We start from the raw sequence: 25,498 nt of genomic DNA on the forward strand, positions 1-25,498 counted from the left end.
AGCGCGTCATGGGCAGAACAGGCGCCTACCATCATGACCTGGACCCGACCGGCATCTCACGATGACCCAGCCGAGCCGATGCTCCTTAGAAAGGAGGTGATCCAGCCGCACCTTCCGGTACGGCTACCTTGTTACGACTTCGTCCCAATCGCCAGCCCCACCTTCGACCGCTCCCCCCACAAGTGGTTGGGCCACGGGCTTCGGGTGTTGCCGACTTTCGTGACGTGACGGGCGGTGTGTACAAGGCCCGGGAACGTATTCACCGCAGCGTTGCTGATCTGCGATTACTAGCGACTCCGACTTCATGGGGTCGAGTTGCAGACCCCAATCCGAACTGAGACCGGCTTTTTGGGATTCGCTCCACCTCACGGTATCGCAACCCTCTGTACCGGCCATTGTAGCATGTTTGCAGCCCAAGACATAAGGGGCATGATGACTTGACGTCATCCCCACCTTCCTCCGAGTTGACCCCGGCAGTCTCCAATGAGTCCCCACCACCCCCGAAGGAGCGTGCTGGCAACATTGAACAAGGGTTGCGCTCGTTGCGGGACTTAACCCAACATCTCACGACACGAGCTGACGACAGCCATGCACCACCTGTCACCCGATCCGAAGAGGCACCCATCTCTGAGTGTTTCCGGGCGATGTCAAGCCTTGGTAAGGTTCTTCGCGTTGCGTCGAATTAAGCAACATGCTCCGCCGCTTGTGCGGGCCCCCGTCAATTCCTTTGAGTTTTAGCCTTGCGGCCGTACTCCCCAGGCGGGGCGCTTAATGCGTTAGCTACGGCGCGGAAACCGTGGAAGGCCCCCACACCTAGCGCCCAACGTTTACAGCGTGGACTACCAGGGTATCTAATCCTGTTCGCTCCCCACGCTTTCGCTCCTCAGCGTCAGGTAAGGCCCAGAGAACCGCCTTCGCCACCGGTGTTCCTCCTGATATCTGCGCATTTCACCGCTACACCAGGAATTCCGTTCTCCCCTACCTACCTCTAGCCAGCCCGTATCGAATGCAGACCTGGAGTTAAGCCCCAAGCTTTCACACCCGACGTGACAAGCCACCTACGAGCTCTTTACGCCCAATAATTCCGGACAACGCTTGCGCCCTACGTATTACCGCGGCTGCTGGCACGTAGTTAGCCGGCGCTTCTTCTGCAGGTACACGTCAACTTCGTCCCTGCTGAAAGAGGTTTACAACCCGAAGGCCGTCATCCCCCACGCGGCGTCGCTGCGTCAGGCTTTCGCCCATTGCGCAATATTCCCCACTGCTGCCTCCCGTAGGAGTCTGGGCCGTGTCTCAGTCCCAGTGTGGCCGGTCGCCCTCTCAGGCCGGCTACCCGTCGTCGCCTTGGTAGGCCGTTACCCCACCAACAAGCTGATAGGCCGCGAGTCCATCCCCAACCGAAACAACTTTCCACCACCATCCCATGCGGGAAGTGGTCATATCCGGTATTAGACCCAGTTTCCCGGGCTTATCCCAGAGTCGGGGGCAGGTTACTCACGTGTTACTCACCCGTTCGCCGCTCGAGTACCCCGAAGGGCCTTTCCGCTCGACTTGCATGTGTTAAGCACGCCGCCAGCGTTCGTCCTGAGCCAGGATCAAACTCTCCAAACAATGTCTGAACAGTCGTTTCCCGGCTGAAAGCACCCCTCGGGCCCGCGAGCGGGCCGGGGGTGTATCAACCAAAGGAATCCGTCTCCCACCGAGGGTGGGTGGACGGGGTTGTGCTTCATGCACTGGCTTTTAACACACTGTTGAGTTCTCAAGAAACGGACGCGTTCTCCGTCGCCGTGACCATGGTCCCGGCTTCAGGGCGTTTCGTTCGTTCCGTTGTGCCTTTATTCTTTCAGGCCTGCTTTTTCGTGTCAAACCGGTCCGTTTGGAACTGCTTGACTTGATCTAGCTGGTCTTACCGGAATTCCGGCCACCCCGTTTCCGGGGCAACCCCTCAAACTTACCAGCCTCTGAGCGGCTCTGCGAACCGATCTTTAGAACCGTTGGTTTCAAGGGATTGTCGGCAAACACGGGGCAAGTCACACGGAAGTCACCGGAGTGAGTGGAGTGGTTTGCGCCGAACCTTGCCGACATCAAAAGATTAGCAGTCCTCGAAGACCGCTCGAGACCGAACCGCGAAGCCCGTCGAGGGGATCCGTGCCGGGTCTCCGGGCCGGGTCCGGCGGGAAACATAGACTCGGCTGGGTGAGCAGCCAGACGCCGCCTACGGCGAAGAAGGTTCCCAGCGAGCGCGTGCACCACGGGGACACCGTGGTCGATGACTACGCGTGGCTGACGGTCAAGGACGACCCCGAGACGGTCGCTTATCTGGAAGCGGAGAACGCCTACACACAGCAGGCGACCGCCCATCTCAAAGACCTGCAGGAGACGATCTTCCAGGAGATCAAGGGCCGGACCCTGGAGACGGACCTGTCGGTCCCCACCCGCAAGAACGGCTGGTGGTACTACTCCCGGACCGAGGAGGGCAAGCAGTACGGCATCCAGTGCCGGGTGGCGGCCGAAGGAGAGACGCCTCCGGAGCTGGAGGCGGGCGAGTCGCTTCCCGGCGAGCAGATCCTGCTCGACGGGAACGAACTGGCCGGAGACAGTGATTTCTTCTCCATCGGCACCAGTTCGGTCAGCCCCGACGGCACCCTCCTCGCCTACTCCGTCAACTTCACCGGCGACGAGCGCTTCACTCTGAAGGTGAAGGACCTCAACACCGGTGAGACGCTCACCGACGAGATCCCCGGCATCTTCTACGGCGGAGCCTGGTCGGCCGACGGCACCACGTTCTTCTACACGACCGTCGACGACGCCTGGCGGCCCAACCAGGTCCACCGGCACACGATCGGCACCTCCGCCGAGGACGACGTGCTCGTCCACGAGGAGGGCGACGAGCGGTTCTGGATCGGCGTCGGGCTCAGCCGCAGCGAGCGCTACCTCCTGCTCACGGCCGGCAGCAAGATCACCAGTGAGGTCCGCGTCCTGGAGGCGGACGACCCGGCGGGCGAGTTCCGCGTCGTCCGGCCGCGCGAGACCGGCGTCGAGTACGGCGTCGATCACGCCGGTGACCACTTCCTCATCCTGCACAACCGTGACGCGGAGAACTTCGAGCTGGCCACCGCGCCGCTCGACGCCCCCGGCGACTGGACGCCGTTGATCGAGCACCGCGCGGACACCCGGCTGCTGGACGTGGACGCCTTCGAGACCCACACCGTCGTGCATTTCCGCCGTGACGGCCTCACCGGCATCCGCGTCCTGCCGCGAAGCCTGGACGACGCGCCCGGCGCGGAGCCCTCCCGCAGCGAGCTCCTCGACTCCGCGTACGAGATCTCCTTCCCGGAACCGATCTATGACGTCGCGCCTTCGGGCAATCCGGAGTACAGCACCGAACGGCTCCGCCTCGGCTACACCAGCATGGTCACTCCGCCCTCGGTCTACGACTACGACCTGGGGTCGCGCGAGCTGATCCTGCTCAAGCGCAAGGCCGTGCTCGGCGGCTACGACCCGGCCGACTACGAGCAGTTCCGCGAGTGGGCCACCGCCTCCGACGGCACTCGCGTCCCCATCTCGATCGTGGTCAAGAAGGGCACCGAGCGGCCCGCGCCGACCGTGCTGTACGGCTACGGCAGCTACGAGATCTCGATCGACCCGTCCTTCTCGGTGGCCAGGCTCAGCCTGCTCGACCGGGGCTTCGTCTTCGCCATCGCGCACGTCAGGGGAGGCGGCGAGATGGGTCGCCGCTGGTACGAGGACGGCAAGTTCCAGAAGAAGAAGAACACCTTCACCGACTTCGTCGCCGCCGCCGAGCACCTCAAGGCGGAGGGCTGGTCGAGCGCGATCATCGCTCGGGGCGGTTCGGCCGGCGGGCTGCTGATGGGAGCGGTCGCCAACCTCGCGCCGGAGTCCTTCGCGGGGGTGGTCGCCGAGGTGCCGTTCGTGGACGCGCTGAACACGATCCTCGACCCATCGCTGCCGCTGACCGTCATCGAGTGGGACGAGTGGGGCGACCCGCTGCACAACGCGGACGTGTACGCGTACATGAAGTCCTACTCGCCCTACGAGAACGTGGACCGCCGGGTCTACCCGCCGATCCTCGCCATCACCAGCCTCAACGACACCCGCGTCTTCTATCACGAGCCCGCCAAGTGGATCGCGAAGCTCCGCGACACGGCGAGCGGCGGGCCGTTCCTGCTCAAGACGGAGATGGGCGCCGGGCACGGCGGTCGTAGCGGCCGCTACGACTCCTGGCGCGAGGAGGCCCTCACCCTCTCCTGGATCCTCGACACAGCCAAGGTGGCCCAGTGACCTACAGCGCGGCGGACGACAGATACGACGGGCACCAGCCCTACAACAGGGTCGGCAAGAGCGGGTTGAAGCTTCCGGCGGTCTCGCTGGGGCTCTGGCACAACTTCGGCGACGACAAGCCCTTCGACACCCAGCGGGCCATCCTCAGGAGGGCCTTCGACCTGGGAGTGACCCATTTCGACCTGGCCAACAACTACGGCCCGCCGTACGGCTCGGCGGAGACCAACTTCGGCCGGCACTTCCGGGAGGACTTCGCGCGGTACCGCGACGAGCTGGTCATCTCCACCAAGGCCGGATACGACATGTGGCCCGGACCGTACGGGGAGTGGGGGTCGCGTAAATACCTGCTGTCGAGCCTGGACCAGTCGCTGAAGCGGATGGGGCTCGACTACGTCGACATCTTCTACAGCCACCGGTTCGACCCGGACACGCCGCTGGAGGAGACGATGGGCGCGCTGGACCACGCGGTCCGGTCGGGCAAGGCCCTCTACGCGGGCATCTCCTCCTACTCCCCCGAGCAGACCGCCGAGGCCGCCCGGATCCTGCGCGGGCTGGGCACGCCGCTGCTGATCCACCAGCCGTCGTACTCGATGCTGAACCGGTGGATCGAGGGCGGCCTGCTCGACGTCCTGGAGGACGAGGGTGTGGGCTGCATCGCGTTCTCGCCGCTGGCGCAGGGCATGCTGACCGATCGCTACCTCAACGGCGTCCCCGAGGGGTCGCGGGCCTCGCTGCGGCACTTCCTCACTCCGGAGATGCTCACCGACGACACCATGGGGCACATCCGCACGCTCAACGGGATCGCCGGGCGGCGTGGCCAGTCCCTGGCGCAGATGGCGCTGGCGTGGGCGCTGCGTGACAGGCGTGTCACCTCGGTGCTGATCGGCGCGAGCAGTGTCGAGCAGCTGGAGAACAGCCTCGGGGCGGTGCGGAACCTGTCGTTCGCCGACGACGAGCTGGAGGCGATCGACAAGGACGCGGTCGAGGCCGGCGTCAACCTCTGGTCCCGCTCCAGCGAGGCCTGACCCCTCAAAGGGCCTCGTGTCGCTGCAGGTAGGTGAACGAGGCCCAACCGGGCAGGACCGGCAGCCAGAAGGTGAGCAGCCGGAACAGCAGGACGGCCGAGGTGGCGACCTCGCCGGGAAGGCCGGAGAGGGTCAGGCCGGCGGTGAGGGAGACCTCGACGGCGCCGAGGCCGCCGGGGGTGGGGGCGGCGGAGCCGATGGCGTTGCCGGCGAGGAAGACGATGGCGACGGCGGCGAAGCTGAGGGATCCGCCGAAGGCGCGGACGCTGGCGTCGAGGCAGACCACGAAGAAGATGGTCAGCAGCAGGGTGCCGGTGAAGCCCTCGAAGATCTTGCGGGGTGACTGGAGCACGTCCAGCAGGCGTGGGATCACGCCGGAGAACAGCGACCGGATGCGCCCGGTGACCAGCCGGCGCAGACGGGGGACGGTCACGACGACCAGTGCCAGCACGGCCACGGCCAGCATGACGAACACCAGCGTGCGCGACGGGGTGAACGACGTGGCGGCGCTGGAGCCGGTGATGTAGGCGAACAGCAGGAGCAGCGTGATGTGGAAGCCCAGGCCGATGAGCTGGGAGGCGCCCACGCTGGCCACCGCCTGGCCCGGGGAGATGCCGCGCTTTTGCAGGTAGCGGGTGTTGATGGCGACGCCGCTCACCGCGGCCGGAGCGACCAGCTTCACGAACGACCCGGCGAACTGGACGAGCACCGTACGGCCCAGCGGCAGCTTCTCCGGCACGAAGCCCCTGAGCATCAGCGCGGCGGCGACATAGGTCAGCATCGCGGCGATCAGCGCGACGCCGGTCCAGCTCCACTTGGCCGAGCTGATCATGTTCAGGTTGATCTGGGTGATGTAGTAGACCAGGAAGTACGCGGCGAAGGCGCTGGCGATGATGGTGATGAGGGTCCGCGGCCGGAAGCGCTCCAGGCGGACCTCCTCGACCTCGACCTTGGGTTCCAGCTCGACGATCTGCTCGCGGATCGCGGTCAGCAGCTCCTTGTTCCGGTTGAGCGCGGCCCTGGTCTCGCGGGTGAGCGCGATCCGCTGGAGCAGCGGGAGAGCGCCGGCGAGCGTGTTCGGGCCGGCGACGGACGCGGCCGCGCGGACCGCTCGTTCGGCGCCGACGCGCAGGCTGAGGTAGGTGAGCAGCTGGGCGATGTCGAGGCGGAGCAGCAGGTCGCCGGCGGCGATCTCACCGCTGCGGGCGTCCATGAGGATGACCCGTCCCTCGTTGTCCACGTGGATGCTGTCGCCGGTCAGCCGCCGGTGCGCGAGCCGCTGGACCTGCAGGAGCAGGACCTGCTCCCAGATCTGGGCGAGCAGGTCGTCGTCGATCTCCTCGTCGGGGATGTCGTCGAGCGCGCGGGTGGCGGTGTGCTCGTAGGCGAGCAGCGCGGCCTCGGTGCCGATCTCGCTGGTGCCGACGAGGCGGGGCGTGCTGGCCCCGGCGGCCTGGGCGGCGTACGCCATCAGGGCTTCGCGTTCCAGCTCGGCGCGGAGGGAGCGGATGGCCCGGCGGCGGGTCTCGGTGTTGAGCCGGATCCGGCGCCAGAGGCGGTAGAGCAGGCCGGCGACCTGCCGGTCACGGTCGAGGACGGTGACGTCGAGGCGGCTGCCGTCCTTGAGGCCGATGGCGTAGCGCCGGCTGCTCTGGTGGTCGTCGTCGAGCCTGCGGGCCCGGACCGGGGCGAAGCCGAGCTTGGCGAGCGCCGCGACGACCGCGCTGCCCGGTGGGCGGGTGTTGGGGCTGCCCACGCCGTACAGGGTGGCGTAGCCGACGGCCAGGCCGACGAGGATGGATACGACGATGCCGAGGATGGTGGCGGCCGTGGCGGCGAACAGGGCGATCGCGTTGAGCGCGACCGCGCTCCACAGGGCGGCCCGCCAGGTGGGCCGGCGGGAGATCCGCACCGCGGTGACGTAGGCGATGACCGAGGTGAGCAGCGTGTTGAGCGGTTCGACCCCCTTGCGTCCGCCGGTGAGCAGCAGGCGCAGGTCCTCCGGGCCGGCGTTGAGCAGCCACTCGCCCAGGGCGAAGGACAGGACCATGCCGGCGATGGCCGCGAACAGGCCTTCGGCCACCCGGAGGCCGTCGCGGTGGAGCACCCGCTCGATCGCGTAGGCGGCGGGGACGCCCAGCATGGCCGCCCCGCTCAGCACCCCGACCAGGCCGCTGAGCAGGAAGGGGGCGCGGTTCGTGCCGTCGATGACGTCGCTTTCGAGGCCGTTGAGCGTCTTCTTCGCGACGAGTGCCAGCAACACCACGGCCGCGAGCCCGAGCAGGGTGGCCAGGAAACGCAACAGGTCGGAGGGGCGCCTGATCCGCTGCGGGAGCAGCGGCTCGACGACGAGCACGACGGAGTCGTCGCCCGTCGAGGACCTCGCGTCGTCGACGGGCGCGCTTTTGCCGTGTTCCCTGAGTTCCCTGATTTTCGTCACCGCCAGCGATTCTGCACCTTCGTCATTACAGGTGCGTCACCGATCTTCTCTTCCAGTGTCCACAATCAGAGGCATGCGTATCTCACTGGCCTCTGACAGTCTCGACGGTATAGCTCCCATCCTGCTGTCCGAGCTCCGGAAAAGGGGGCACACGGTGATCCCGCACGGAGCCCTGACCGATGAGCGGGCCGACTGGGCGTGGTGTTGCTCACAGGCCGCACAAGACGTCGCCTCGGGCGCGGCGGACCAGGCGATCGTGTGCTGCTGGACGGGGACCGGCGCGTCGATGGCGGCGAACAAGGTGCCGGGGATCCGGGCGGCGTTGTGCGCGGACGCGGCGACGGCGGCCGGGGCTCGGCGGTGGAACGACGCGAACGTGCTGGCGATCAGTCTCCGGCTGACGTCGGCGCCCCTGCTGGAGGAGATCCTCGACGCCTGGTTCTCGGGCGGCGCCAGCACTGACGAGACCGATCTGGCGAACATCGCCTACCTATCCGAGATCGAGAATTGACCCGTGGAGCTGCGGCGATGGCGCTCTGGAGGAGCAGCTGCCTGAAAGGCTGACCATCATGTGCCGAAGCCCGCTCACCGCCGCCGCAGCAGCTTTCCCGTCCTCGACGATAGCCATCGCGGACGACTGACCGAAACATCGGTTCGACTCCGCTCGATAACAAATGTGAGGTCGGTCTTTAAGGATCGCGATTACTCCTACTGCCTTCGCTCTCATCGCGATCATGCGGGATTTCCTGATCCACTCTTGCCAGTGCCAGAGGAGTTTGCATGCGCCCACGCGCTTACAAGGGCTTGGTGGCCGCGATTACCGCGGCTTCGGCCATGACACTGCCGGTGATCTCCGCCACTGCGGCGTCGGCCGAACCTGACCCCAAGGCGTTCAGCCAGTCGGTCAAAGCCCCGGCCGTCAAGCGGCATCTGGAGAGGCTCCAGCAGATCGCCGCCGCCAACGGCGGCATCCGCGCGTCGGGCACCCCGGGTCACGAGGCCTCGGTCGCCTACGTGGCGGGCAAGCTGCGCGAGGCGGGTTACCGGGTCACCCTCCAGGAGTTCGAGTTCCCGTTCTTCCGTGAGGTCACCAGGTCCGTGCTCGACCGGGTCTCGCCCGGGGCTAAGTCCTACGTGCGCAACACCGATTTCAGGACCATGACCTACTCCGGGTCGGGGAACGCCACGGCCGCCGTGCAGGGCGTGGACCTGGTCCTGCCGCCGAGTCCGACGCCCAGCTCGACCTCCGGCTGCGAGGCGAGCGATTTCGCCGGGTTCACCCGGGGCAACATCGCGCTGATCCAGCGCGGCACCTGCAACTTCCAGGTCAAGGCGGAGCTCGCCCAGGCGGCCGGCGCCTCCGGTGTGATCATCTTCAACGAGGGGCAGCCGGGCGAGGGCCCCAACGACCGGCGGATCCTGCTGAGCGGCACGCTCAACGAGCCCACCACGCACATCCCGGTCGTCGGCACCACCTTCGCCGTCGGCAACGAGCTGGCCGCGGCCGGCACGACGGTGACGCTCACCACGAACACCGAGAGCGATCCGCACCGCAAGACTCGCAACGTCATAGCCGACAGCCGCTGGGGTGACCCGGACAAGGTCGTCATGCTCGGTTCCCACCTGGACAGCGTCACCGAGGGGCCGGGCATCAACGACAACGGCTCCGGCAGCGCGGGCGTCCTGGAGACGGCGCTGAAGGCGAACGTCCTGCCCACCAAGAACAAGCTCCGCTTCGCCTTCTGGGGCGCCGAGGAGCTGGGTCTGCTGGGCTCGGAGCACTATGTGGGCGCCCTCTCCGCCGAGGAGAAGGCGAAGATCAAGCTGTATCTGAACTTCGACATGATCGCGTCGCCGAACCACGTCTTCGGGATCTACGACGGCGACGATTCCGACGCGACGGGCGCTCCGGCGGGCCCCGCGGGCTCGGACAAGATCGAGAAGCTCTTCGAGACGTACTTCAAGGTGCTCGGCCAGCCGTACACCGGCACCGACTTCACCGGCCGCTCGGACTACGGGCCGTTCATCGCGGTGGGCATCCCCGCGGGTGGCCTGTTCACCGGCGCCGAGGGCGTCAAGTCCGCCGCCGAGGCCGCCCGCTTCGGCGGTGAGGCCGGGGTCGCCTACGACAAGTGCTACCACCAGGCCTGCGACACCATCGCCAACATCAACGACAAGGCGCTGGCGGTGAACACCGGCGCGATCGCGACGGCGGCGTTCGTCTACGCCTACAGCGCCGACCTGCCCGGAGGCGGCGCCCCCGCCTCCAGCCGGCCGGGAGCCGGCGGTGGCGGCCTCGGAGACGACCACGACCACGGCGGCGTCCCGATGTAGCGCCCGTCCGTGCGGTGCGAGACCGCCAGCCGATCCCGCACCGCACGGGGTGAAGAGCGAAAAGGGGGATGCGGCCGATCCGGCCGTATCCCCCTTTTTTCCTGCTTTCCTGCGCGGCTAAAGTCGAGGGCATGTCTTTGGGGGAATTGCAGGTTCTGGGTGCCTGTCCGTTGGATTGTCCCGACACGTGCTCGTGGGTGGTGACCGTCCGGGACGGCGAGGCCGTCAAGATGCGCGGCAACCCCGACCACCCTTACACCCGCGGCGCGCTCTGCGTGAAGGTCAACCGCTACCTCGAACACACGCGGGCGCCGGACCGCATCCTCCACCCGATGCGACGGGTCGGTCCGAAGGGGTCCGGCCGGTTCGAGCGGATCAGCTGGGACGAGGCCCTGGAGGAGATCTCGGCGCGGCTGCGCGGGATCGTCGAGGAGCACGGCGGCGAGGCCGTCTGGCCGTATCTCGGCACCGGCACGCTGGGCTACGTCCAGGGATCCGAGGGCGTGGCGGGCCGGCGGTTCTGGAACGTGCTGGGCGCCTCCAAGCATTTCCTGAACATCTGCTCGACGGCGGGAAACGTCGGCCTGGCGCGTACCAACGGCACGGCCGGCGGGATGGACCCGGAGACGTTCGCGCTGTCGAAGCTGATCCTGCTGTGGGGCACCAACACGCTGACCAGCGGGCATCACCTGTGGAAGTTCATCCAGGACGCCCGCGCGGCCGGAGCGCACGTGGTGGCGATCGACCCGATCCGCACCCGGACCGCCGAGCAGGCCGATGAGCACCTGCCGATCCGGCCCGGCACGGACGCGGCCCTGGCTCTGGGGCTGATGAACGTGGTCCTGTCGGAGGGGATGGAGGACCGCGACTACCTGGAGCACCACACCGACGGCTGGGACGGGCTCCGCGCGGAGATCCTGCGCTATCCCCCGGAGCGCGTGGCGCAGATCACCGGGTTGCCCGAGTCCGACATCCGGGCTCTCGGCGTACGGCTGGCGCACACCCGGCCCACCGGCATCAGGGCCACGATGGGCATCCAGCGGCACGCGGGCGGCGGTACCGCGATGCGCACGATCGCCGCCATCCCCGGGGTGACCGGCGACTGGCGCCACCCCGGCGGCGGGGTCGCCTACTCCACCAGCGCCCACGTCCACCTCAACATCGACACGCGCGACGACCTGCTGGCCGCGCCCGTTCGCCGGCTCACGATGACCCGGCTGGCCGAGGGGCTGGACGAGTCGGTGAAGTGCCTGTGGGTGTACGCGGCCAATCCGATGGGCTCGACCTCCGACCAGAACCGCATCCGCGAGAGGCTGCTGCGCGAGGACCTGTTCACGGTCGTGATGGAGCAGTTCCCGACCGACACCGTCGACTACGCCGACATCGTGCTGCCGGCGACCATGCAGACCGAGCACATCGACCTGCACGCCGGCTACGGGCACATGTACCTGATGTGGAACGAACCCGCCGTCGAGCCGCCGGGCGAGTGCCTGTCCACCACGGAGACGTTCCGGCGCCTGGCCGCGCACATGGGCCTGACCGAGCCGTCGCTGTACGACTCCGACCTGGAGCTGGCCGAGCAGTTGCTCGCCTCGGGGCACCCGTCGCTGGAGGGCATAACGGTCGATCGGCTGCGCAAGGAGGGCTGGGTCCGGCTCAACGTGCCGCAGCCGTTCATGCCCTTCGCCGACGGATTCCCGACGCCCTCGGGCAGGCTGGAGTTCGGCTCGGACCCCGCCTACATACCCTCCTACACGGCCTCCGCCGAGCGCGGGCCGTACCCGCTGGCGTTGATCACCCCGGCGTCCCACACGTTCCTCAACACCACTTTCGGCAACAACCCCGAGTTGCTTCGCCGGTCGAAGGGCCCCCGGGTCCTGGTCAGTCCGGCCGACGCCGCGCAGCGCGGGCTGGAGGACGGGCAGCGGGCCCGGGTGTTCAACGGCAACGGCGAGTTCGAGGCGGTGGTGGAGATCAGCGACAGGGTACGGCCGGGCGTGGTGGCCGCCGCCAAGGGGCACTGGCGCAAGCTGAGCGCCGGAGGCGCGACGGCGAACGCCGTGGTGGACGAGCGCGACGCCGACATGGGGCAAGGCGCCGTCTACCATGACAACCTGGTCGAGCTCGCCCCGCTGCCGGCCGATCAGGCGGATCAGGGCTAGGCGGGTCAGGACCAGGGTCAGGCGGATCAGGGTCGGGCGGGTAAGGGCCAGGAGGGTCAGGGTCGGGCGGATCAGGGTCAGGCCTGACCCCTCGCGGGGACGGGCCCGTCAGCCCAGTCCGAGCTTGTAGCCCTCGTGGGAGGCGACGAAGCCGAGCGAGTCGTAGAACCGATGGGCGTCCTTGCGCGCCTTGTCGGTGGTGAGCTGGACCATGGCGCAGCCCCGGGCCCGGCCGCGTTCGAGCGCCCACTCCATCATCTGGCGGCCCAGGCCCTGACCGCGCAGGGCCGCCGCGATCCGGACCGCCTCGATCTGCATCCGGGTGGCGCCGCGGCGGGAGATCCCGGGGATGTAGGTGAGCTGCATGGTGCCCACGACCTCGCCGTCCAGCTCGGCCACGATCAGCTCGTTGTTGGGGTCGGCGTCGATGGCCTCGAAGGCGGCGCGGTGCTCGTCGCCGAAGTCGCCGGTGCGGGCGGCCGAGATGCTGTCATCGGCGATGAGGGCGACGATCGGCGGAACGTCCTCGATCCCGGCGATACGGAAGTTCACTGGCATGGCCGTCAACCTATCGGGGAGGCGGAGCTCAGGGACGGGTCAGGGTTGCCCCCCGATGTGGACAGGGGGCTCGAAAGGGCAGTCTGATGCCATGAACGACGAACTGACTCGACGTGACGAGATGTCCCTCGCCGGAGCGGCTCTGCGCGGAGCGCCGTGGAAGGCCGCCGCGGCGACCGGTGGCGCGGTCGCCGCCGTCAGCTTCGGCATGGGCGTGATCCTGCCGGGAAACGCCGACCTGACCTGGGCGCTGTCGCTCGGGATCGGGCTGTTCACGCTGATCGCGGCGATCGGCTCGGTCGCCAAGCCCAACACCGGGGACCGGGTGACCCGGCAGGCGCGCCTGTGGGCCCTGCGCCGCCCCTGGCGTTTCTCTCTCTACCCGGCGCTCGGCGCCGCCGCGCTCATGTATCCCGTGCAGCTCGTCCTTGACGGCGAGGGGATGTTCGGCGCGGCGCTGGACGCTCTCCAGGGCGGTGTCGTGGTGTATCTGATCACCGCGATCCTGGCGCTGTCCTTCAGGGGGCGCGGCCAGTCGTCCCTGCCGCACGGGCACTGATCAGGACCGGGCCGGCGACCCTTCGGCCACCCGCTTGAGGCCCTCAAGGGTCCGCCGCATGTTGGCCTCGTTGTGGGCGGCCCGGTCCCGGACGCCGGTGACGAGCCTGCCGATGATCATCATGAGGGGGCCGCGGGTGTCCCAGGTGCTCTGCTCCACGTGACAGCCCGTCTCGGTGGGCGTGATGCCGAAGCGCCACACGGCCACGTCGAGCAGGCCGGCGGCGCGGACGTGATAGGCGAAGACCCGGCCGGGTTCGGCGGCGGTGACCGTGCAGAGCGTGGACCAGCGCCGCCACCCGAGACTGTTGCCACCCCGGAACCGCGCGCCCGGACGCGCCTCCCGGACCGGTCCGAGCCACCGGGCGCTGCGGCACTCGACGTTCCACTCGCCCATGTCGCCGATACCGGTGACCAGGGCGTAGACCACTGCAGGCGGCGCCGAGACGTGAATGCTCACGGACGCGCTCGGGGGGCTCATGACCGCAGCATGTCCGACAGAACATCGCTCTGACAAGGGCGGTTACGCCTTCTCGTATCCGGCGCGGCAGACGCAGAACTCGTTGCCCTCCGGGTCGAGCATGGTCACCCAGCCGGTCCCGTCGGGGTTACGCCGGTCGTCCTGAACGGTGGCGCCGATCCCGAGCAGCCGCTCGACCTCCTGATCACGGGTGGTGCCGTCGGAGCCGGTGACGTCCAGGTGGACGCGGTTCTTGGTCGACTTGCCTTCCGGAACCCGGATGAACAGCATGTTCATCGTGCCCTGGATCAGGACCTCGTCGTCCTCCTTGGCGGTCTCCGGGTGGATCCGCCAGCCGGTGGCCTCGCTCCAGAAGGTCGCCAGTTCGTACGGCCGGGCGCAGTCGAAAGTCACGAAGTGAACGTCAATCATGTGCCCACCCAACCGCGACACCACCTAAGTCGTCAAGCCGGTTGCAGATCGTGCGGGCTCAGTGCCCGCCACCGGCGAGGTTGAGGCCGACGACGCCGGCGAGGATGAGGGCGATCGAGGCGACCTTGAGGAACGACGCGTCCTCACCGAGGAACAGCATGCCCAGGCCGGCGGTGCCGACGGCGCCGATACCGGTCCACACGGCGTAGGCCGTACCGACCTCCAGGCTCCTGAGGCCCAGGGAGAGAAGGCCGAAGCTGAGCACGGCGAAGACGACGAACGCGACGCCGGGCAGCGGCACGGAGAACCCCTGGCTCATCTTGAGCGAGTACGCCATCGCGACTTCGAACAGACCGGCGACGATGATGAGGACCCAGGCCATGACGGCTCCTTCCACAGGAGCGTCGTCTTTTCCGACCGGGTACGGCGCGTCTCGTCCGGGAGCATCCCTTGTGGGCGCTCTATCGGGTAAGCGCGGCGACCCCTACTTTGATTCCCACCAGAGCGTGAACCAGTGGTCGCGCGGAAGCGGCCACATGTCCAGCTCGGCCACCGCCGCGATGACCTCCGCCACCCGATCCTGGCCGAGGCAGAGCCGCCGGCACGCGCTCTCGCCCAGCTCCTCCAGCGTGGCGAAGCGGGCCAGCGGGGCCAGACGCCGCTCGTGGCCGACCTCGTGGCCGAGCGCCTCGGCGACGGCGATCACGTCGTGGGCCGTGGGCCGCTCCGGGCGGATGAGGCCGTGGAAGTGCGCCCAGAGAGGACTGAGCCAGCTCATCGGGTGATGTTCGGTGAGCTCCAGGACGACCCGGCGCCGGGCGTGCCGGGACAGCTCGGTGAGGAAGGCGGCCAGGTCGGGCACGTTGTAGACGACGTGGGCGGCGACCGCGACGTCCGCCGCCGGAGTTTCGGCCGCGACGTCCGGCCAACGCCCCTCGACGGTCCGGACGGGAACGCCGAGCGCGTCCGCCCTGGACCTGAGCTCGGCCAGCATCCCGGCGGAGGAGTCCACCGCGATCAGCTCCCCCATGCTCCCGGCCAGCGGCAGCGACGCCGCCCCGGTGCCGGCGCCGACGTCCAGCACGCTCCCCCCCGCCGGGAGCGCCTCGGCGATCCGGGCCAGGGTCGGCCCCTCGGGTTCCGCGAGCGCCCGATCGGTCCGTTCGGCGAATCGCGCCGGGGAATGCCCCCAGGGGTCGGCCGGAGCCCGCGCCGCGATCGCGTCGGGGATGCCCCACTGCGCAAGATCCGCCCGCCACCGTTCGTCCATGAGGACGAGCTTAGGAAAGTTCGCCGTGATGGTCGATCAACGCGGGGAGCGGCGAGTTTCCCGCTTCGGGTGGGCCGTGGCCCGGGGCGGAGCGGAGGAAACGAAAGGGAACGTCCGCCTTCCTCCAGGGAGTGTGACAAACGTCCTACCGCTACAGTTTTTTAGGGGTTACTGGCGGGTAGCATTGTCGGTAAGGTTACTGGCGAGTATTTAGAGTTCCGGTTACCCCGGTTCCCCCGGTTTCAAGGAGCAGACCCCATGGGCCACTACAAGAGCAACATCCGTGACCTGGAGTTCAATCTCTTCGAGGTGTTCGGGCGCCGGGACATCTTGGGCACCGGCCCATACGCCGATCTTGACGAGGAGACGGTGCGGACCATCCTCGGCGAGGTCAACCGCCTGGCGACGGGCGTGCTCGCCGACTCCTTCGAGGAGGGCGACCGCAAGCCCCCGGTTTTCGACCCCGCCACCGGCACGGTGACGATGCCGGAGGGCTTCAAGAAGTCCTTCGCCGCCTACCGCGACGCCGGCTGGACCAACATCGGCCTGCCCGCCGAGATGGGCGGCCCCGGCCTGCCCAACAGCGTGAACTGGGCGCTGGCCGAGATGGTCCTCGGCTCGAACCCGGCGATCTGGATGTACGCCAGCGGCCCGGCTTTCGCCCACGTGATGCACGTGATCGGCACCGAGGACCAGAAGCGCTACGCCGAGCTGGCCATCGAGAACCAGTGGGGCGCCACCATGGTCCTCACCGAGCCCGACGCCGGCTCCGACGTGGGCGCCGGCCGTACCAAGGCCGTCCAGCAGCCCGACGGCACCTGGCACATCGAAGGCGTCAAGCGCTTCATCACCAGCGCCGAGCACGACATGGCCGACAACATCTTCCATCTGGTCCTGGCCCGCCCCGAAGGGCACGGCGGGGGCACCAAGGGCCTGTCGATGTTCCTGGTCTCGAAGTACCACGTGGACCTGGAGACCGGCGAACTCGGTGAGCGCAACGGCGCCTACGTCACCAACGTCGAGAAGAAGATGGGCCTGAAGGTCTCCACGACCTGCGAGCTCACCTTCGGCGAGAAGCACCCGGCCGTGGGCACGCTGATCGGCGACGTCCACGAGGGCATCAAGCAGATGTTCATGATCATCGAGCACGCCCGGATGATGGTGGGCACCAAGGCGATCGCCACCCTCTCCACCGGCTACCTGAACGCGCTGGAGTACGCCAAGGCCCGCGTGCAGGGCGCCGACCTCACCCAGATGGCCGACAAGTCGGCCCCGCGCGTGACCATCGCCCACCACCCGGACGTGCGCCGCGAGCTCATGCTCCAGAAGTCCTACGCCGAGGGCATGCGGGCGCTGGTCCTGCTCACCGCCACCTACCAGGACGCGGTGCAGATCGCCGGCTTCGAGGGCCGTCGGGACGAGCACGCCGAGGCGATGAACGACCTGCTGCTCCCGCTGGTCAAGGGCGTCGGCTCCGAGCGCTCCTACGAACTGCTGGCCCGCTCGCTGCAGACCCTGGGCGGCTCGGGCTACCTGCAGGACTACCCGATCGAGCAGTACATCCGGGACGCCAAGATCGACTCCCTCTACGAGGGCACCACCGCGATCCAGGGCCTGGACCTGTTCTTCCGCAAGGTCCTGCGCAACCAGGGCGTCGCCCTCGGCACGCTGTACGGCGACATCAAGGCCTTCGCCGCCTCCGAGGCGGGCAACGGCCGCCTCAAGCAGGAGCGCAAGCTCCTCGACGAGGCCGCCGACGAGGTCAAGGCGATGGCCGACACGATGGCCGGCTGGGCCATCGGCTCGCTGGAGACTCCGGAGGAGGTCTACAAGGTCGGCCTCAACACCACCCGGTTCCTGCTCGCCCTGGGCGACCTGGTGATCGGCTGGCTGCTCCTGCGCCAGGCCGAGGTGGCGCTGACCGCGCTGGGCTCCTCCGACATCGTGCCCGGCTCGGGCGCGGCGCGGGGCGACAAGGCCTTCTACACCGGCAAGGTGGCCGCGGCCGCGTTCTTCGCCCAGACCGTCCTGCCTCGCCTCGCCGCCGAGCGCCGCGTGCTCGACGCCACCGACCAGAGCCTGATGGAGCTTCCCGAAGAGGCCTTCTGACCTTCTCCCGGCAGAGCCACCTGCTCCCGCGGCAGGCGACGGACGAGGGGCGATCCTGTTTCCAGGGTCGCCCCTCGCCGTGTCTCCCCCGCCCGAAGCCGCCCCCTCAAGGTACGAAGGTCCGGCATGACCCCATGCGGGGCGATGGAAGAACACGTTGACATGCGAGTATTGTTATTCTCATACTGAGATTAACTTGGGATGAGAAGGACGTGTGATGGACGAATCCGAGTTCCTGGCGAGCTATGACCCCCGGGCCTTTCCCGCGGTCGCGGTGACGGTCGACGTGGTGGCGCTGACCATCCGCGGGGGCGCGTTGCACGTGCTGCTGGTGCGGCGGGGCGAGCAGCCCTTCGCGGGGCGGTGGGCGCTGCCCGGGGGGTTCATCCGGCCGGGTGAGGACCTGCCGGAGGCCGCGGCACGGGAGCTGGCGGAGGAGACCGGGCTCACCCCCCGCGCGCACATCGAGCAGCTCGCCAGCTACGGGGCGCCCGGGCGGGATCCCCGGATGCGGATCGTGTCGGTCTCCTACCTGGCCTTCGCCCCCGATCTTCCCGATCCGCGTGCGGGCTCGGACGCGGCGGACGCCGCCTGGCACCGTGCCGACCGGCTGCCGGAGCTGGCGTTCGACCACGGCCGCATCCTCGGCGAAGGGCTGGAGCGAGCACGGGGCAAGCTGGAGTACACCCCGCTGGCCACCACGTTCGTGGGAGAGACGTTCACCATCTCCGAACTGCGCGGAGTCTACGAGACGGTCTGGGGGGTGCCGCTGCACGCGGGCAATTTCCACCGCAAGATCCTGTCCGTGCCCGGATTCGTGGAGAGCACCGGGGAGACGACCGAGAGCGGCGGAGCCCGGGGCGGTCCTCGGGCGAAGCTCTACCGGGCCGGCGACGCCCGGCTCCTGCACCCGGCGCTGCTGCGGCCCGCCCGCGAGGAGGAGGTCAGGTGACCACCACGGCCGAGGCGATCGCCCTGGTGGCGGCCGCCCACACGGCGGACGACCTGTTCGGCGGCGACCGTCCGCACCGGGCGTACCGGCGGCTCGCCCGGTTGCTCCACCCGGACCTGGTGCCCGGACCGGACGCCGCCGAAGCCTTCGCCAAGCTCGCGGGGCTATGGGCGGCGTGGGGGCGGGACTCCGAGACGGTGATCACTACGAGGCGGGGGTCCTACCGGATCAGCGGCGCGTTCCGGCGCGGCGCCTCGGCCGTGCTGTACCGCAGCGGCGATGACACGCTGCTCAAACTTCCCCGCAGCCATGCGGACAACGACCTCATGCGGCGCGAGGCGGAGGCGCTCAGGACGATCGCATGGGACGGCGACCCACTGCTGTCGCCGTACGTGCCCCGGCTCGTGGAGTCCTTCCGATACCGCTCCGGCGGGGTCGAGCGGCAGGCCAACGTGATCAGCCGGGCGCCGGACGGGTTCGTGAGCCTGACGGAGGTCGCACGGCGGCGCCCTGAGCTCGACCCGAGGGACGCGGCGTGGATCTGGCGGCGGCTGCTGGTCGCGATCGGGACGGCCCACCGGGCGGGGGTGGTGCACGGCGCGGTGTTCGGACACCATGTGCTCGTCCACCCGATCGACCACGGCCTGGTGCTCGTCGACTGGAGCCAGTCGGTCCCGCTCGGCAGCCCCCTGACCGCCCTGGTGGCCCGGCACCGCGACGACTACCCGCCCGAGGTCCTCGCCAGGAAACCGGCGACCCAGGGCACCGACATCCACCTGGCCACCCGCTGCGTGGCCGCCCTGATGGGCGAGCGTGTCCCCGCCCCGATCCGCCGGTTCGTCCACGGCAGCCTGGTCGGCCCGCCGCGCGACGCCTGGCGGCTCCTCGGCGAGCTCGACGGATTACTGGAGGATCTGTACGGCCCCAGGAGATACCGGCCGCTGCACCTGTGATCTCCGTACGGCCCGGCGGGCCGGACTTCCGCATCGCGGAAGGACGCCCGGCTCCCGCATCGCGGAAGGACGGGGCACGCCCGGACGGGTTGACTCTGCGCCAAGTTATTCTCATACTGAGATTGTCTCTACTTGAGAAAAACTTGGGACGGACGATCCGGGGCGTCAGGCTCCGCCGTCCCGATCACGGGAGGTCCCCATGGGAAGCGGATTGTGGTCCACCGACGTCTACGCCGCCGCCGCGAGCTACCGCGCGGCCAGCGGCGCCAGCGCCTTCGCCTACAGCGACAGCGGCGCGCGCACCGTCCACGACGCCCTCGACCCGTACGGCGTGGCGGCCCGGGAAAGCCGCGACTGCGCCGAGCACCCCGCCACCGTGGCCGTCGCCGTGCTGTTCGACGTGACCGGCTCGATGGGCGGGGTGCCCCGGATGCTCCAGTCCAAGCTGCCCGACCTGCTCGGCCTGCTGCTGCGCAAGGGCTACGCGACCGACCCGCAGATCCTCTTCGGCGCGATCGGCGACGCCACCTGCGACCGGGCCCCACTGCAGATCGGCCAGTTCGAGTCCGACAACCGGATGGACGACGACCTCGGCAGGATCCTGCTGGAGGGCGGCGGCGGCGGTCAGAAGACCGAGTCGTACGAGCTGGCGATGTACTTCATGGCCAGGCACACCTCCCTCGACTGCCTGGAGAAGCGGGGACGCCGGGGTTACCTGTTCATCATCGGCGACGAGCTGCCCTACCCGACGGTCAAGCGTCGCGAGGTCGGCAAGGTGATCGGCGACAAACTCGGCCGGGACATCCCGACCGAGATGATCGTCGCCGAGCTGACCCGGAAGTACGACGTCTACTACATCCTGCCCGCGGGGGCCGGCCACGCCGGCGACGGTCAGGTGCTGGCCGCCTGGCGCGGGCTGCTCGGCCAGAACGTGCTGGAACTGGACGACCTGGACGCGGTCTGCGAGACGATCGCGCTCGCGGTCGGTCTCGGGGAGGACGCCATCGACCTGGACCAGGGGCTGAACGACCTCGACGAGCTCGGCTCGGCGGCGGGGGCCGCGGCGGGCCGGGCGCTGGCCAGACTGGACCGGGGCGCACCGGTGGTGTCCGAGGGTCTCGACCTCGACGGCGGCAGCGGCGTGGTCCGGCTGTGACCGAGCACGTGATCGTGACCGACCTCGGCTACGGCGACGCGGGCAAGGGAACGGTCGTGGACTGGCTCTGCGCCCAGGGGCCGGTACGGGCGGTCGTCAGGTTCAACGGGGGCGGGCAGGCCGCGCACAACGTCGTCCTGCCCGATGGGCGACACCACACCTTCGCCCAGTTCGGGTCGGGAACGCTCCGGGGAGTCCCGACCCATCTGTCCCGGTTCACGGTCGTGGACCCGATGGCCCTGGCCTCGGAGGCCGCGCACCTGCGGGAGCTGGGCGTGCCCGATCCGTTCGGGCTGCTCACCGTGGACCGGGACGCCCTGCTCGCCACGCCGTACCACGTGGCGGCGGGACGGGCGCGGGAGCTGGCACGCGGCACGGACCGGCACGGGTCGTGCGGGATGGGCGTCGGCGAGACCATGGCCTACGCCCTGGGCCACCCGGATCTGGCCCCGACCGCAGGTGACTGCGAGAGCCCCGCGCTGCTCGCGCGCAAGCTGCACGCGCTCCGCGAGGCGCTGGAGGTGGCCGGGCCGCCCGTGGAGGACTGCGTCGCGACCTACCGAGCGTTCGCCGGGCGGGTGGCCCTGGTGGACTCCTCGTTCATGACCGCCCTGCCGCGCGGGGGCCCGGTGGTCTTCGAGGGGGCGCAGGGCGTGCTGCTCGACGAGTGGCACGGCTTCCACCCCTACACCACGTGGAGCACGACGACCTTCGCCAACGCGCTGGCCCTGCTGGACGGGGTGCCCGCCGTACGGCTGGGGGTGGTGCGCACCTACACCACCCGGCACGGGCCCGGCCCGCTGGTCACCGAGGACCCGACGATGGAGATCCCCGAGCCCCACAACACGACGGGCCCCTGGCAGGGGCCTTTCCGAACCGGCCATTTCGACGCGGTCGCCCACCGCTACGCACTGGCCGTCACGGGCGGGGCCGACGCGCTCGCGCTCACCCATCTGGACGCGCCGGTGTCGCGGATGTGCGTCTCCTACGACATCGGCGAGCTCGCGGTGGGGACGGCGGGCGACCTCGACGGGCAGGCGCGGCTGACCGAGCGGGTGCTGAGGGCGCGCCCCCGCCATGTCGACGGCGTGGACGACTGGCCCGCGGCCGTGGCCGACGCCCTGGGCGTCCCGGTGTGGCTGGGGTCGGCGGGACCCACCGCCGCGGACAAGACGCGCATGAGTAGTGTGATCGCTTCCGAAAGGGTATGACCACCCACATGCCCTCCCTTTACCTGGCCACTACTTGCGTCCGGAGGACCTGATGGGTGTCGGGGTCAGCATCTTCTTTCTCACGCTCGGCGCCATCCTTCGCTTCGCCATCGAGCCCGATGTCCTCGGCAAGGACGTGCACATCGACGTCATCGGCCTGATCTTCATGATCGTCGGTGCTGTCGGGGTCGTACTCAGCGTCGTGATGGCGCCCAAGCGCGGGCAGACGTCGGACGATCGCCTGATGCACCGCGAGAACAACCCGCCGGAGGTCTAGAAGGCGTACTGCACTGCCGCACGCGAGGCCAGGATCGGCTTGATGTGCTCGGCGATCACGGCCTGGTGCGTCGGGTGGTCGCGATAGACCAGATAGTCGTCGACGCTGTCGAAGTCCGCGACGACGGCGAACTCATGGTTGCCCGGGTTCACTCCCGCGTCGGCTCCGATGGTGTAGGCGCGGATCTCCGCGATGACCTCCGGCAGCTTGCCGAGCTCGGTCGCGACCGCGGCCTTCTGCTCGTCGGTGGCCTCTTCGGCCCAGGTGAAAAGCACGACATGCCGGAACATGATCTTCCCTTCGTTCGAGTTCCCCGCCAGCGTACGGCCAGCTCGACAGAGGTCCGGCGGCGGGGACTAAATGCCGTTTAGTGTGGGTAGAACCTTTTGTCCGAAATAAGGCCGTATAGGTTATTTATTTCGTATTTATACACGTCTGTGCGCCTTTGCCAAAGCATAAGTGCTTTGCGGTGTCTTGATCGCTCCCGGTCCGGCAGTCTGTGGATTGTCCAGCTGTCCATGAGGACGAATCCGTCTTCGCGTGAAAATCGGAGGATCGCATGAAAACCAAGACTGCCGCCTCGTTCATCGCGAGCACGATGGGCGCCGGGCTCATCGCCGGCGCTCTCGTCGCGGGTCCCGCGCAAGCCTCGGTGAGATCCGCGGTATCGACCCCGGCCGCCCAGACCGCCACCACGGCGACGAGCTTCGTCACCGGCTGTGGATGCTGGAGACGCCGCTGTTGTCGCTGCCGCTGCGGTTGCGGCGGCGGCTGTGGATGGGGCGGCGGCGGCTGGGGCGGCGGCGGCTGGGGTGGATGGGGCGGCGGCTGGTGGTAGGCCGAGGTCGGGCTCACCACCCGTCATAGAACCGCACGCGGCCGGGGCGCGAGCTCTTTTTCTACCCGGCCGACCCGGGACGATAAACCCGATCCGGAGAAAAGCGGCATTTAGGCCAACCACCGCCGGAGGTGGGATCAAACGGGTCCATTCGTCTCCGCAATGAGCCCGCTCCCGAAAGGGAGCGGGCTTCGTCGTGTTTTCCGTCTACATCTCACCTCGGGGCGGTCTCGGACGACCGTTCACCGTGGTCGTGGACGCGACCCGGTGACCGGCGGATTCGGCGTCCGCCGGATCGGAGCCCGGACCGGCTTCGAGCACGATCGTGCGGGCGGTGTCGGGGATGAAGCGAAGATCGTGGGTGATGAGAATGGTCGTGCGGCCGGACATGAGACGCCGGAGGGGTTCCATGATCCGCGCCGCGGTGGAGGGGTCGAGGCCGGTCATCGGCTCGTCGAGGACGAGCACGGGAGCGTCGCGCAGGATCGCCCGGGCGATGGCGATGCGCTGGCGCTGCCCGCCGGACACGAGCCGGCCGCGCTGCCCGAGGGGGGTGTCGTATCCCTGGGGAAGCGTGGTGATGAAGTCGTGCACGTCCGCCATGACGGCCGCCCGGATGATGTCGTCCATGCCGGAGCCGGGACGACCGTAGGCGATGTTGTCGCGCACGGTCGCGGAGAAGAGCAGGTTCTCCTGCTGGAGGATGGTGACGTTGTCGCGCAGCCACCGGCGCGGCAGGTCGCGGATGTCCACCCCGTCGAGGAGGATGCGTCCGGCGCTCGGGTCGTGGAAGCGCAGCAGGAGTTTGGTGAGTGTGGACTTCCCGGCGCCGCTGGGCCCGGTGCACACGACGAGTTCGCCCGGCTCGGCGCCGAACGACAGGCCTCGAAGCGTGGGGGCGGTCCGGTTCGGATAGGTGAAGGTGACGTCCACGACGTCGATCCGGCCGCGGCTCCGCGTCGCCGGAGGAACCGCCCCGTCGCGGTCCTCGACGGTGGGCCGGGTGCGCAGGATCTCGATGACGCGGTCGGAGCCGGCCGCCGCCTCGGAGACGGTGAGCGCGAGCTGGCCGAGGCTCTGGACCGCCGGATAGAGATAGGCCAGATAGGCGGCGAAGGCGAGCAGGCCGCCGATGGTCAGGCGCCCGGCCGCGATCTCCCACGCGCCGAATCCGATGACGACGAGCAGGCAGACGGTTTCGAGGACCTGGACGACCGGCCCGTACAGGGCGGACAGCCGTGCCTGCGCCACGTTGGCCCGCAGCCAGGTGTGCCCCTCGGCGTGCAGGCGTTCGGCCTCGGCGTCCTGGCGGTTGCAGGCCTGGACCAGCGACTGGTTGGCCAGGCCCTCCTCGATGACGCTGTTCATGGCCCCGTTGCTGAACCGCTCGCGCGCGGCGGCGTTGCGGAACTTCGACGCGAAGGCCTTGGAGACGATCAGGAACGCCGGGATCATCGCGAACGTCACCAGCGCGAGATCCCACCGGATGTAGAAGGCGGCGCCCGCGAAGAAGACCACGCTGGCGGCCGTCGTGAAGAGCCGTACCAGGCCGGAGCCGACCAGCTCCTCGATGGCCTCGACGTCGTCGGTGAGCCGGGCCATCAGGTCACCCAGACGGCGGTTGTCGAAGAAGTCGGGGGCGAGCGTCTGCATGTGCGAGAACACCCTGTCCCGCAACGTCAGCAGGAAGCGCTCCCCGCCCAGGGCGGTGGCGTAGGAACCGAAGAAGGACGCCAGCCCCGCGACGACCGCCAGACCGACCCAGACGAACGCCGGAGCCCAGAACGCCCCGAGGTCCTGGCGGCTGAGGACCTCGTCCGTGATGCGGCCGAACAGCCAGATCGCGGCGACCTCGCACAGGGCCGCCATGATCGCCAGCAGGACGCCGGCCACGAACAACCTGCGGACACCACGGGTATCGGGCCAGAACCGTCGAAATGCCTCCCGGATGGAGACCATCGGCGCGACAGACGGTGGCGGAGCGGTCACCTGTCCGGCCTCCTCCGGCGGCTGCGGCGCGAAAGAGAGCCGGCGGGTGACCCGCCGGCTCTCGCTGGGTTCTGCTACCACCACCAACCGCCGCCGCCCCAGCCGCCCCAACCGCCGCGCCAACCACCACCACAGCCGCACCGACGGCGTCGACATCCGCCCCAGGCCAGTGGGCCGCGGTTGGCGGGGAAGACCTGGTTGAGTTTCATCGGTTGTCTCCTTTGCCTGACCTTTCGTGAACTGACCAATACCGACATTAGCATCCATATCGTCACAAATACTTAAACTCGGCGTTCATTAAAGATGTTTTAACTGACCGTTCCAATAGGCCTATAAAGCCGCACGGGTGGAATCTCCAGAATTCTTCAAAGGCAGCCCATCGACGACCTGAACTGGCAGATCTTTTCCAAAGGCCAACCCCGCGATAACCCAAGGAAAGGTCTGGCCGATCCATGAGACGGCAACGGTCACA

General features: G+C 68.6%; 21 protein-coding genes, 1 rRNA gene and 1 riboswitch. Of the genes, 13 read left to right on the forward strand and 9 right to left on the reverse strand.

The genetic code is table 11. The features are described from left to right. Positions 1-89: 89 nt before the first annotated feature. Positions 90-1,611: ribosomal RNA gene (locus ACQPYK_RS45750) — 16S ribosomal RNA — on the reverse strand. Positions 1,612-2,196: 585 nt separating this feature from the next. Here ACQPYK_RS45750 and ACQPYK_RS45755 point away from each other — a divergent pair. Together ACQPYK_RS45755 and mgrA are read left to right on the forward strand one after the other, a co-directional pair. Next, positions 2,197-4,302 carry a S9 family peptidase gene (locus tag ACQPYK_RS45755; RefSeq protein WP_433246729.1) on the forward strand — a complete coding sequence of 702 codons (2,106 nt, stop codon included), beginning with the start codon at positions 2,197-2,199 and terminating at the stop codon, positions 4,300-4,302. Next, positions 4,299-5,327 carry an L-glyceraldehyde 3-phosphate reductase gene (gene mgrA / locus ACQPYK_RS45760; RefSeq protein ID WP_433246732.1) on the forward strand — a complete coding sequence of 343 codons (1,029 nt, stop codon included), beginning with the start codon at positions 4,299-4,301 and terminating at the stop codon, positions 5,325-5,327. Before ACQPYK_RS45755 ends, mgrA begins: the two co-directional genes overlap by 4 nt. Positions 5,328-5,331: 4 nt before the next feature. On the opposite strand, the gene ACQPYK_RS45765 is transcribed toward mgrA, so the two are convergent. After that, positions 5,332-7,767 (reverse strand): lysylphosphatidylglycerol synthase transmembrane domain-containing protein, encoded by a 2,436-nt coding sequence (locus ACQPYK_RS45765; protein ID WP_433246735.1) that lies wholly within the window; start codon positions 7,765-7,767, stop codon positions 5,332-5,334. Between the two features lie 73 nt (positions 7,768-7,840). Between ACQPYK_RS45765 and ACQPYK_RS45770 the strand changes: the two genes are divergently transcribed. From ACQPYK_RS45770 to ACQPYK_RS45780, 3 genes are all read left to right on the forward strand, one after another. Continuing rightward, positions 7,841-8,278: an RpiB/LacA/LacB family sugar-phosphate isomerase gene (locus ACQPYK_RS45770; RefSeq protein ID WP_433246738.1), complete on the forward strand. Its 438-nt coding sequence runs from the start codon at positions 7,841-7,843 to the stop codon at positions 8,276-8,278. A 269-nt stretch (positions 8,279-8,547) separates the two neighbouring features. After that, entirely contained in the window at positions 8,548-10,101 is a 1,554-nt protein-coding gene (locus ACQPYK_RS45775; RefSeq protein ID WP_433246741.1) for a M28 family metallopeptidase, read from the forward strand. A 131-nt stretch (positions 10,102-10,232) separates the two neighbouring features. Continuing rightward, positions 10,233-12,263, forward strand: a complete 2,031-nt coding sequence (locus ACQPYK_RS45780; protein ID WP_433246744.1) for a molybdopterin-containing oxidoreductase family protein — start codon at positions 10,233-10,235, stop codon at positions 12,261-12,263. Between the two features lie 108 nt (positions 12,264-12,371). Here the strand turns inward: ACQPYK_RS45780 and ACQPYK_RS45785 are convergent, their stop codons facing one another. After that, a complete protein-coding gene (locus tag ACQPYK_RS45785; RefSeq protein ID WP_433246747.1) occupies positions 12,372-12,821 on the reverse strand; it encodes an N-acetyltransferase family protein in 450 nt (149 codons plus the stop codon). Between the two features lie 91 nt (positions 12,822-12,912). On the opposite strand from ACQPYK_RS45785, the gene ACQPYK_RS45790 reads away from it, so the two are divergent. Beyond that, entirely contained in the window at positions 12,913-13,380 is a 468-nt protein-coding gene (locus ACQPYK_RS45790) for a hypothetical protein (RefSeq protein WP_433246750.1), read from the forward strand. On the opposite strand, the gene ACQPYK_RS45795 is transcribed toward ACQPYK_RS45790, so the two are convergent. The 4 genes from ACQPYK_RS45795 to ACQPYK_RS45810 all read right to left on the reverse strand — a co-directional run bounded on the left by ACQPYK_RS45795 (position 13,381) and on the right by ACQPYK_RS45810 (position 15,541). Continuing rightward, positions 13,381-13,860 carry an SRPBCC family protein gene (locus ACQPYK_RS45795; protein ID WP_433246753.1) on the reverse strand — a complete coding sequence of 160 codons (480 nt, stop codon included), beginning with the start codon at positions 13,858-13,860 and terminating at the stop codon, positions 13,381-13,383. A gap of 42 nt (positions 13,861-13,902) precedes the next feature. Further along, entirely contained in the window at positions 13,903-14,271 is a 369-nt protein-coding gene (locus ACQPYK_RS45800) for a VOC family protein (RefSeq protein WP_433246756.1), read from the reverse strand. Positions 14,272-14,329: 58 nt separating this feature from the next. Beyond that, positions 14,330-14,653: a DMT family transporter gene (locus tag ACQPYK_RS45805; RefSeq protein ID WP_433246759.1), complete on the reverse strand. Its 324-nt coding sequence runs from the start codon at positions 14,651-14,653 to the stop codon at positions 14,330-14,332. A 16-nt stretch (positions 14,654-14,669) separates the two neighbouring features. Continuing rightward, positions 14,670-14,736, reverse strand: a riboswitch (guanidine-III (ykkC-III) riboswitch). 19 nt (positions 14,737-14,755) lie between these two features. Beyond that, positions 14,756-15,541, reverse strand: a complete 786-nt coding sequence (locus ACQPYK_RS45810) for a class I SAM-dependent methyltransferase (RefSeq protein WP_433246762.1) — start codon at positions 15,539-15,541, stop codon at positions 14,756-14,758. A 258-nt stretch (positions 15,542-15,799) separates the two neighbouring features. On the opposite strand from ACQPYK_RS45810, the gene ACQPYK_RS45815 reads away from it, so the two are divergent. From ACQPYK_RS45815 to ACQPYK_RS45840, 6 genes are all read left to right on the forward strand, one after another. Further along, entirely contained in the window at positions 15,800-17,650 is a 1,851-nt protein-coding gene (locus ACQPYK_RS45815; protein WP_433246765.1) for an acyl-CoA dehydrogenase, read from the forward strand. Positions 17,651-17,867: 217 nt separating this feature from the next. Then, positions 17,868-18,602 (forward strand): NUDIX hydrolase, encoded by a 735-nt coding sequence (locus ACQPYK_RS45820; RefSeq protein ID WP_433246768.1) that lies wholly within the window; start codon positions 17,868-17,870, stop codon positions 18,600-18,602. Next, complete coding sequence (locus ACQPYK_RS45825; RefSeq protein ID WP_433246771.1) at positions 18,599-19,555, forward strand: lipopolysaccharide kinase InaA family protein; 957 nt, start codon at positions 18,599-18,601, stop codon at positions 19,553-19,555. Before ACQPYK_RS45820 ends, ACQPYK_RS45825 begins: the two co-directional genes overlap by 4 nt. A gap of 199 nt (positions 19,556-19,754) precedes the next feature. Next, positions 19,755-20,711, forward strand: coding sequence for a hypothetical protein (locus tag ACQPYK_RS45830; protein ID WP_433246774.1), 957 nt, complete (start codon positions 19,755-19,757; stop codon positions 20,709-20,711). Then, the gene (locus ACQPYK_RS45835; RefSeq protein WP_433246777.1) at positions 20,708-21,922 is read left to right on the forward strand and encodes an adenylosuccinate synthetase; all 1,215 of its coding nucleotides are present in this window, start codon (positions 20,708-20,710) and stop codon (positions 21,920-21,922) included. Before ACQPYK_RS45830 ends, ACQPYK_RS45835 begins: the two co-directional genes overlap by 4 nt. A 52-nt stretch (positions 21,923-21,974) precedes the next feature. Further along, on the forward strand, positions 21,975-22,199 hold the full coding sequence (locus tag ACQPYK_RS45840) for a DUF6458 family protein (RefSeq protein ID WP_433246780.1): 225 nt from the start codon (positions 21,975-21,977) through the stop codon (positions 22,197-22,199). Here ACQPYK_RS45840 and ACQPYK_RS45845 read toward each other — a convergent pair. Continuing rightward, positions 22,196-22,489 carry a Dabb family protein gene (locus tag ACQPYK_RS45845; RefSeq protein ID WP_433246783.1) on the reverse strand — a complete coding sequence of 98 codons (294 nt, stop codon included), beginning with the start codon at positions 22,487-22,489 and terminating at the stop codon, positions 22,196-22,198. The two genes, ACQPYK_RS45840 and ACQPYK_RS45845, sit on opposite strands and share 4 nt — an antisense overlap. Before the next feature lie 269 nt (positions 22,490-22,758). On the opposite strand from ACQPYK_RS45845, the gene ACQPYK_RS45850 reads away from it, so the two are divergent. Then, complete coding sequence (locus ACQPYK_RS45850) at positions 22,759-23,037, forward strand: hypothetical protein (protein ID WP_433246786.1); 279 nt, start codon at positions 22,759-22,761, stop codon at positions 23,035-23,037. A gap of 207 nt (positions 23,038-23,244) precedes the next feature. Here the strand turns inward: ACQPYK_RS45850 and ACQPYK_RS45855 are convergent, their stop codons facing one another. Continuing rightward, positions 23,245-25,026: an ABC transporter ATP-binding protein gene (locus tag ACQPYK_RS45855; RefSeq protein WP_433246789.1), complete on the reverse strand. Its 1,782-nt coding sequence runs from the start codon at positions 25,024-25,026 to the stop codon at positions 23,245-23,247. Positions 25,027-25,498: the final 472 nt, after the last annotated feature.

The organism is Streptosporangium sp. CA-135522 (genome assembly GCF_050949235.1).
Classification (GTDB): domain Bacteria; phylum Actinomycetota; class Actinomycetes; order Streptosporangiales; family Streptosporangiaceae; genus Streptosporangium.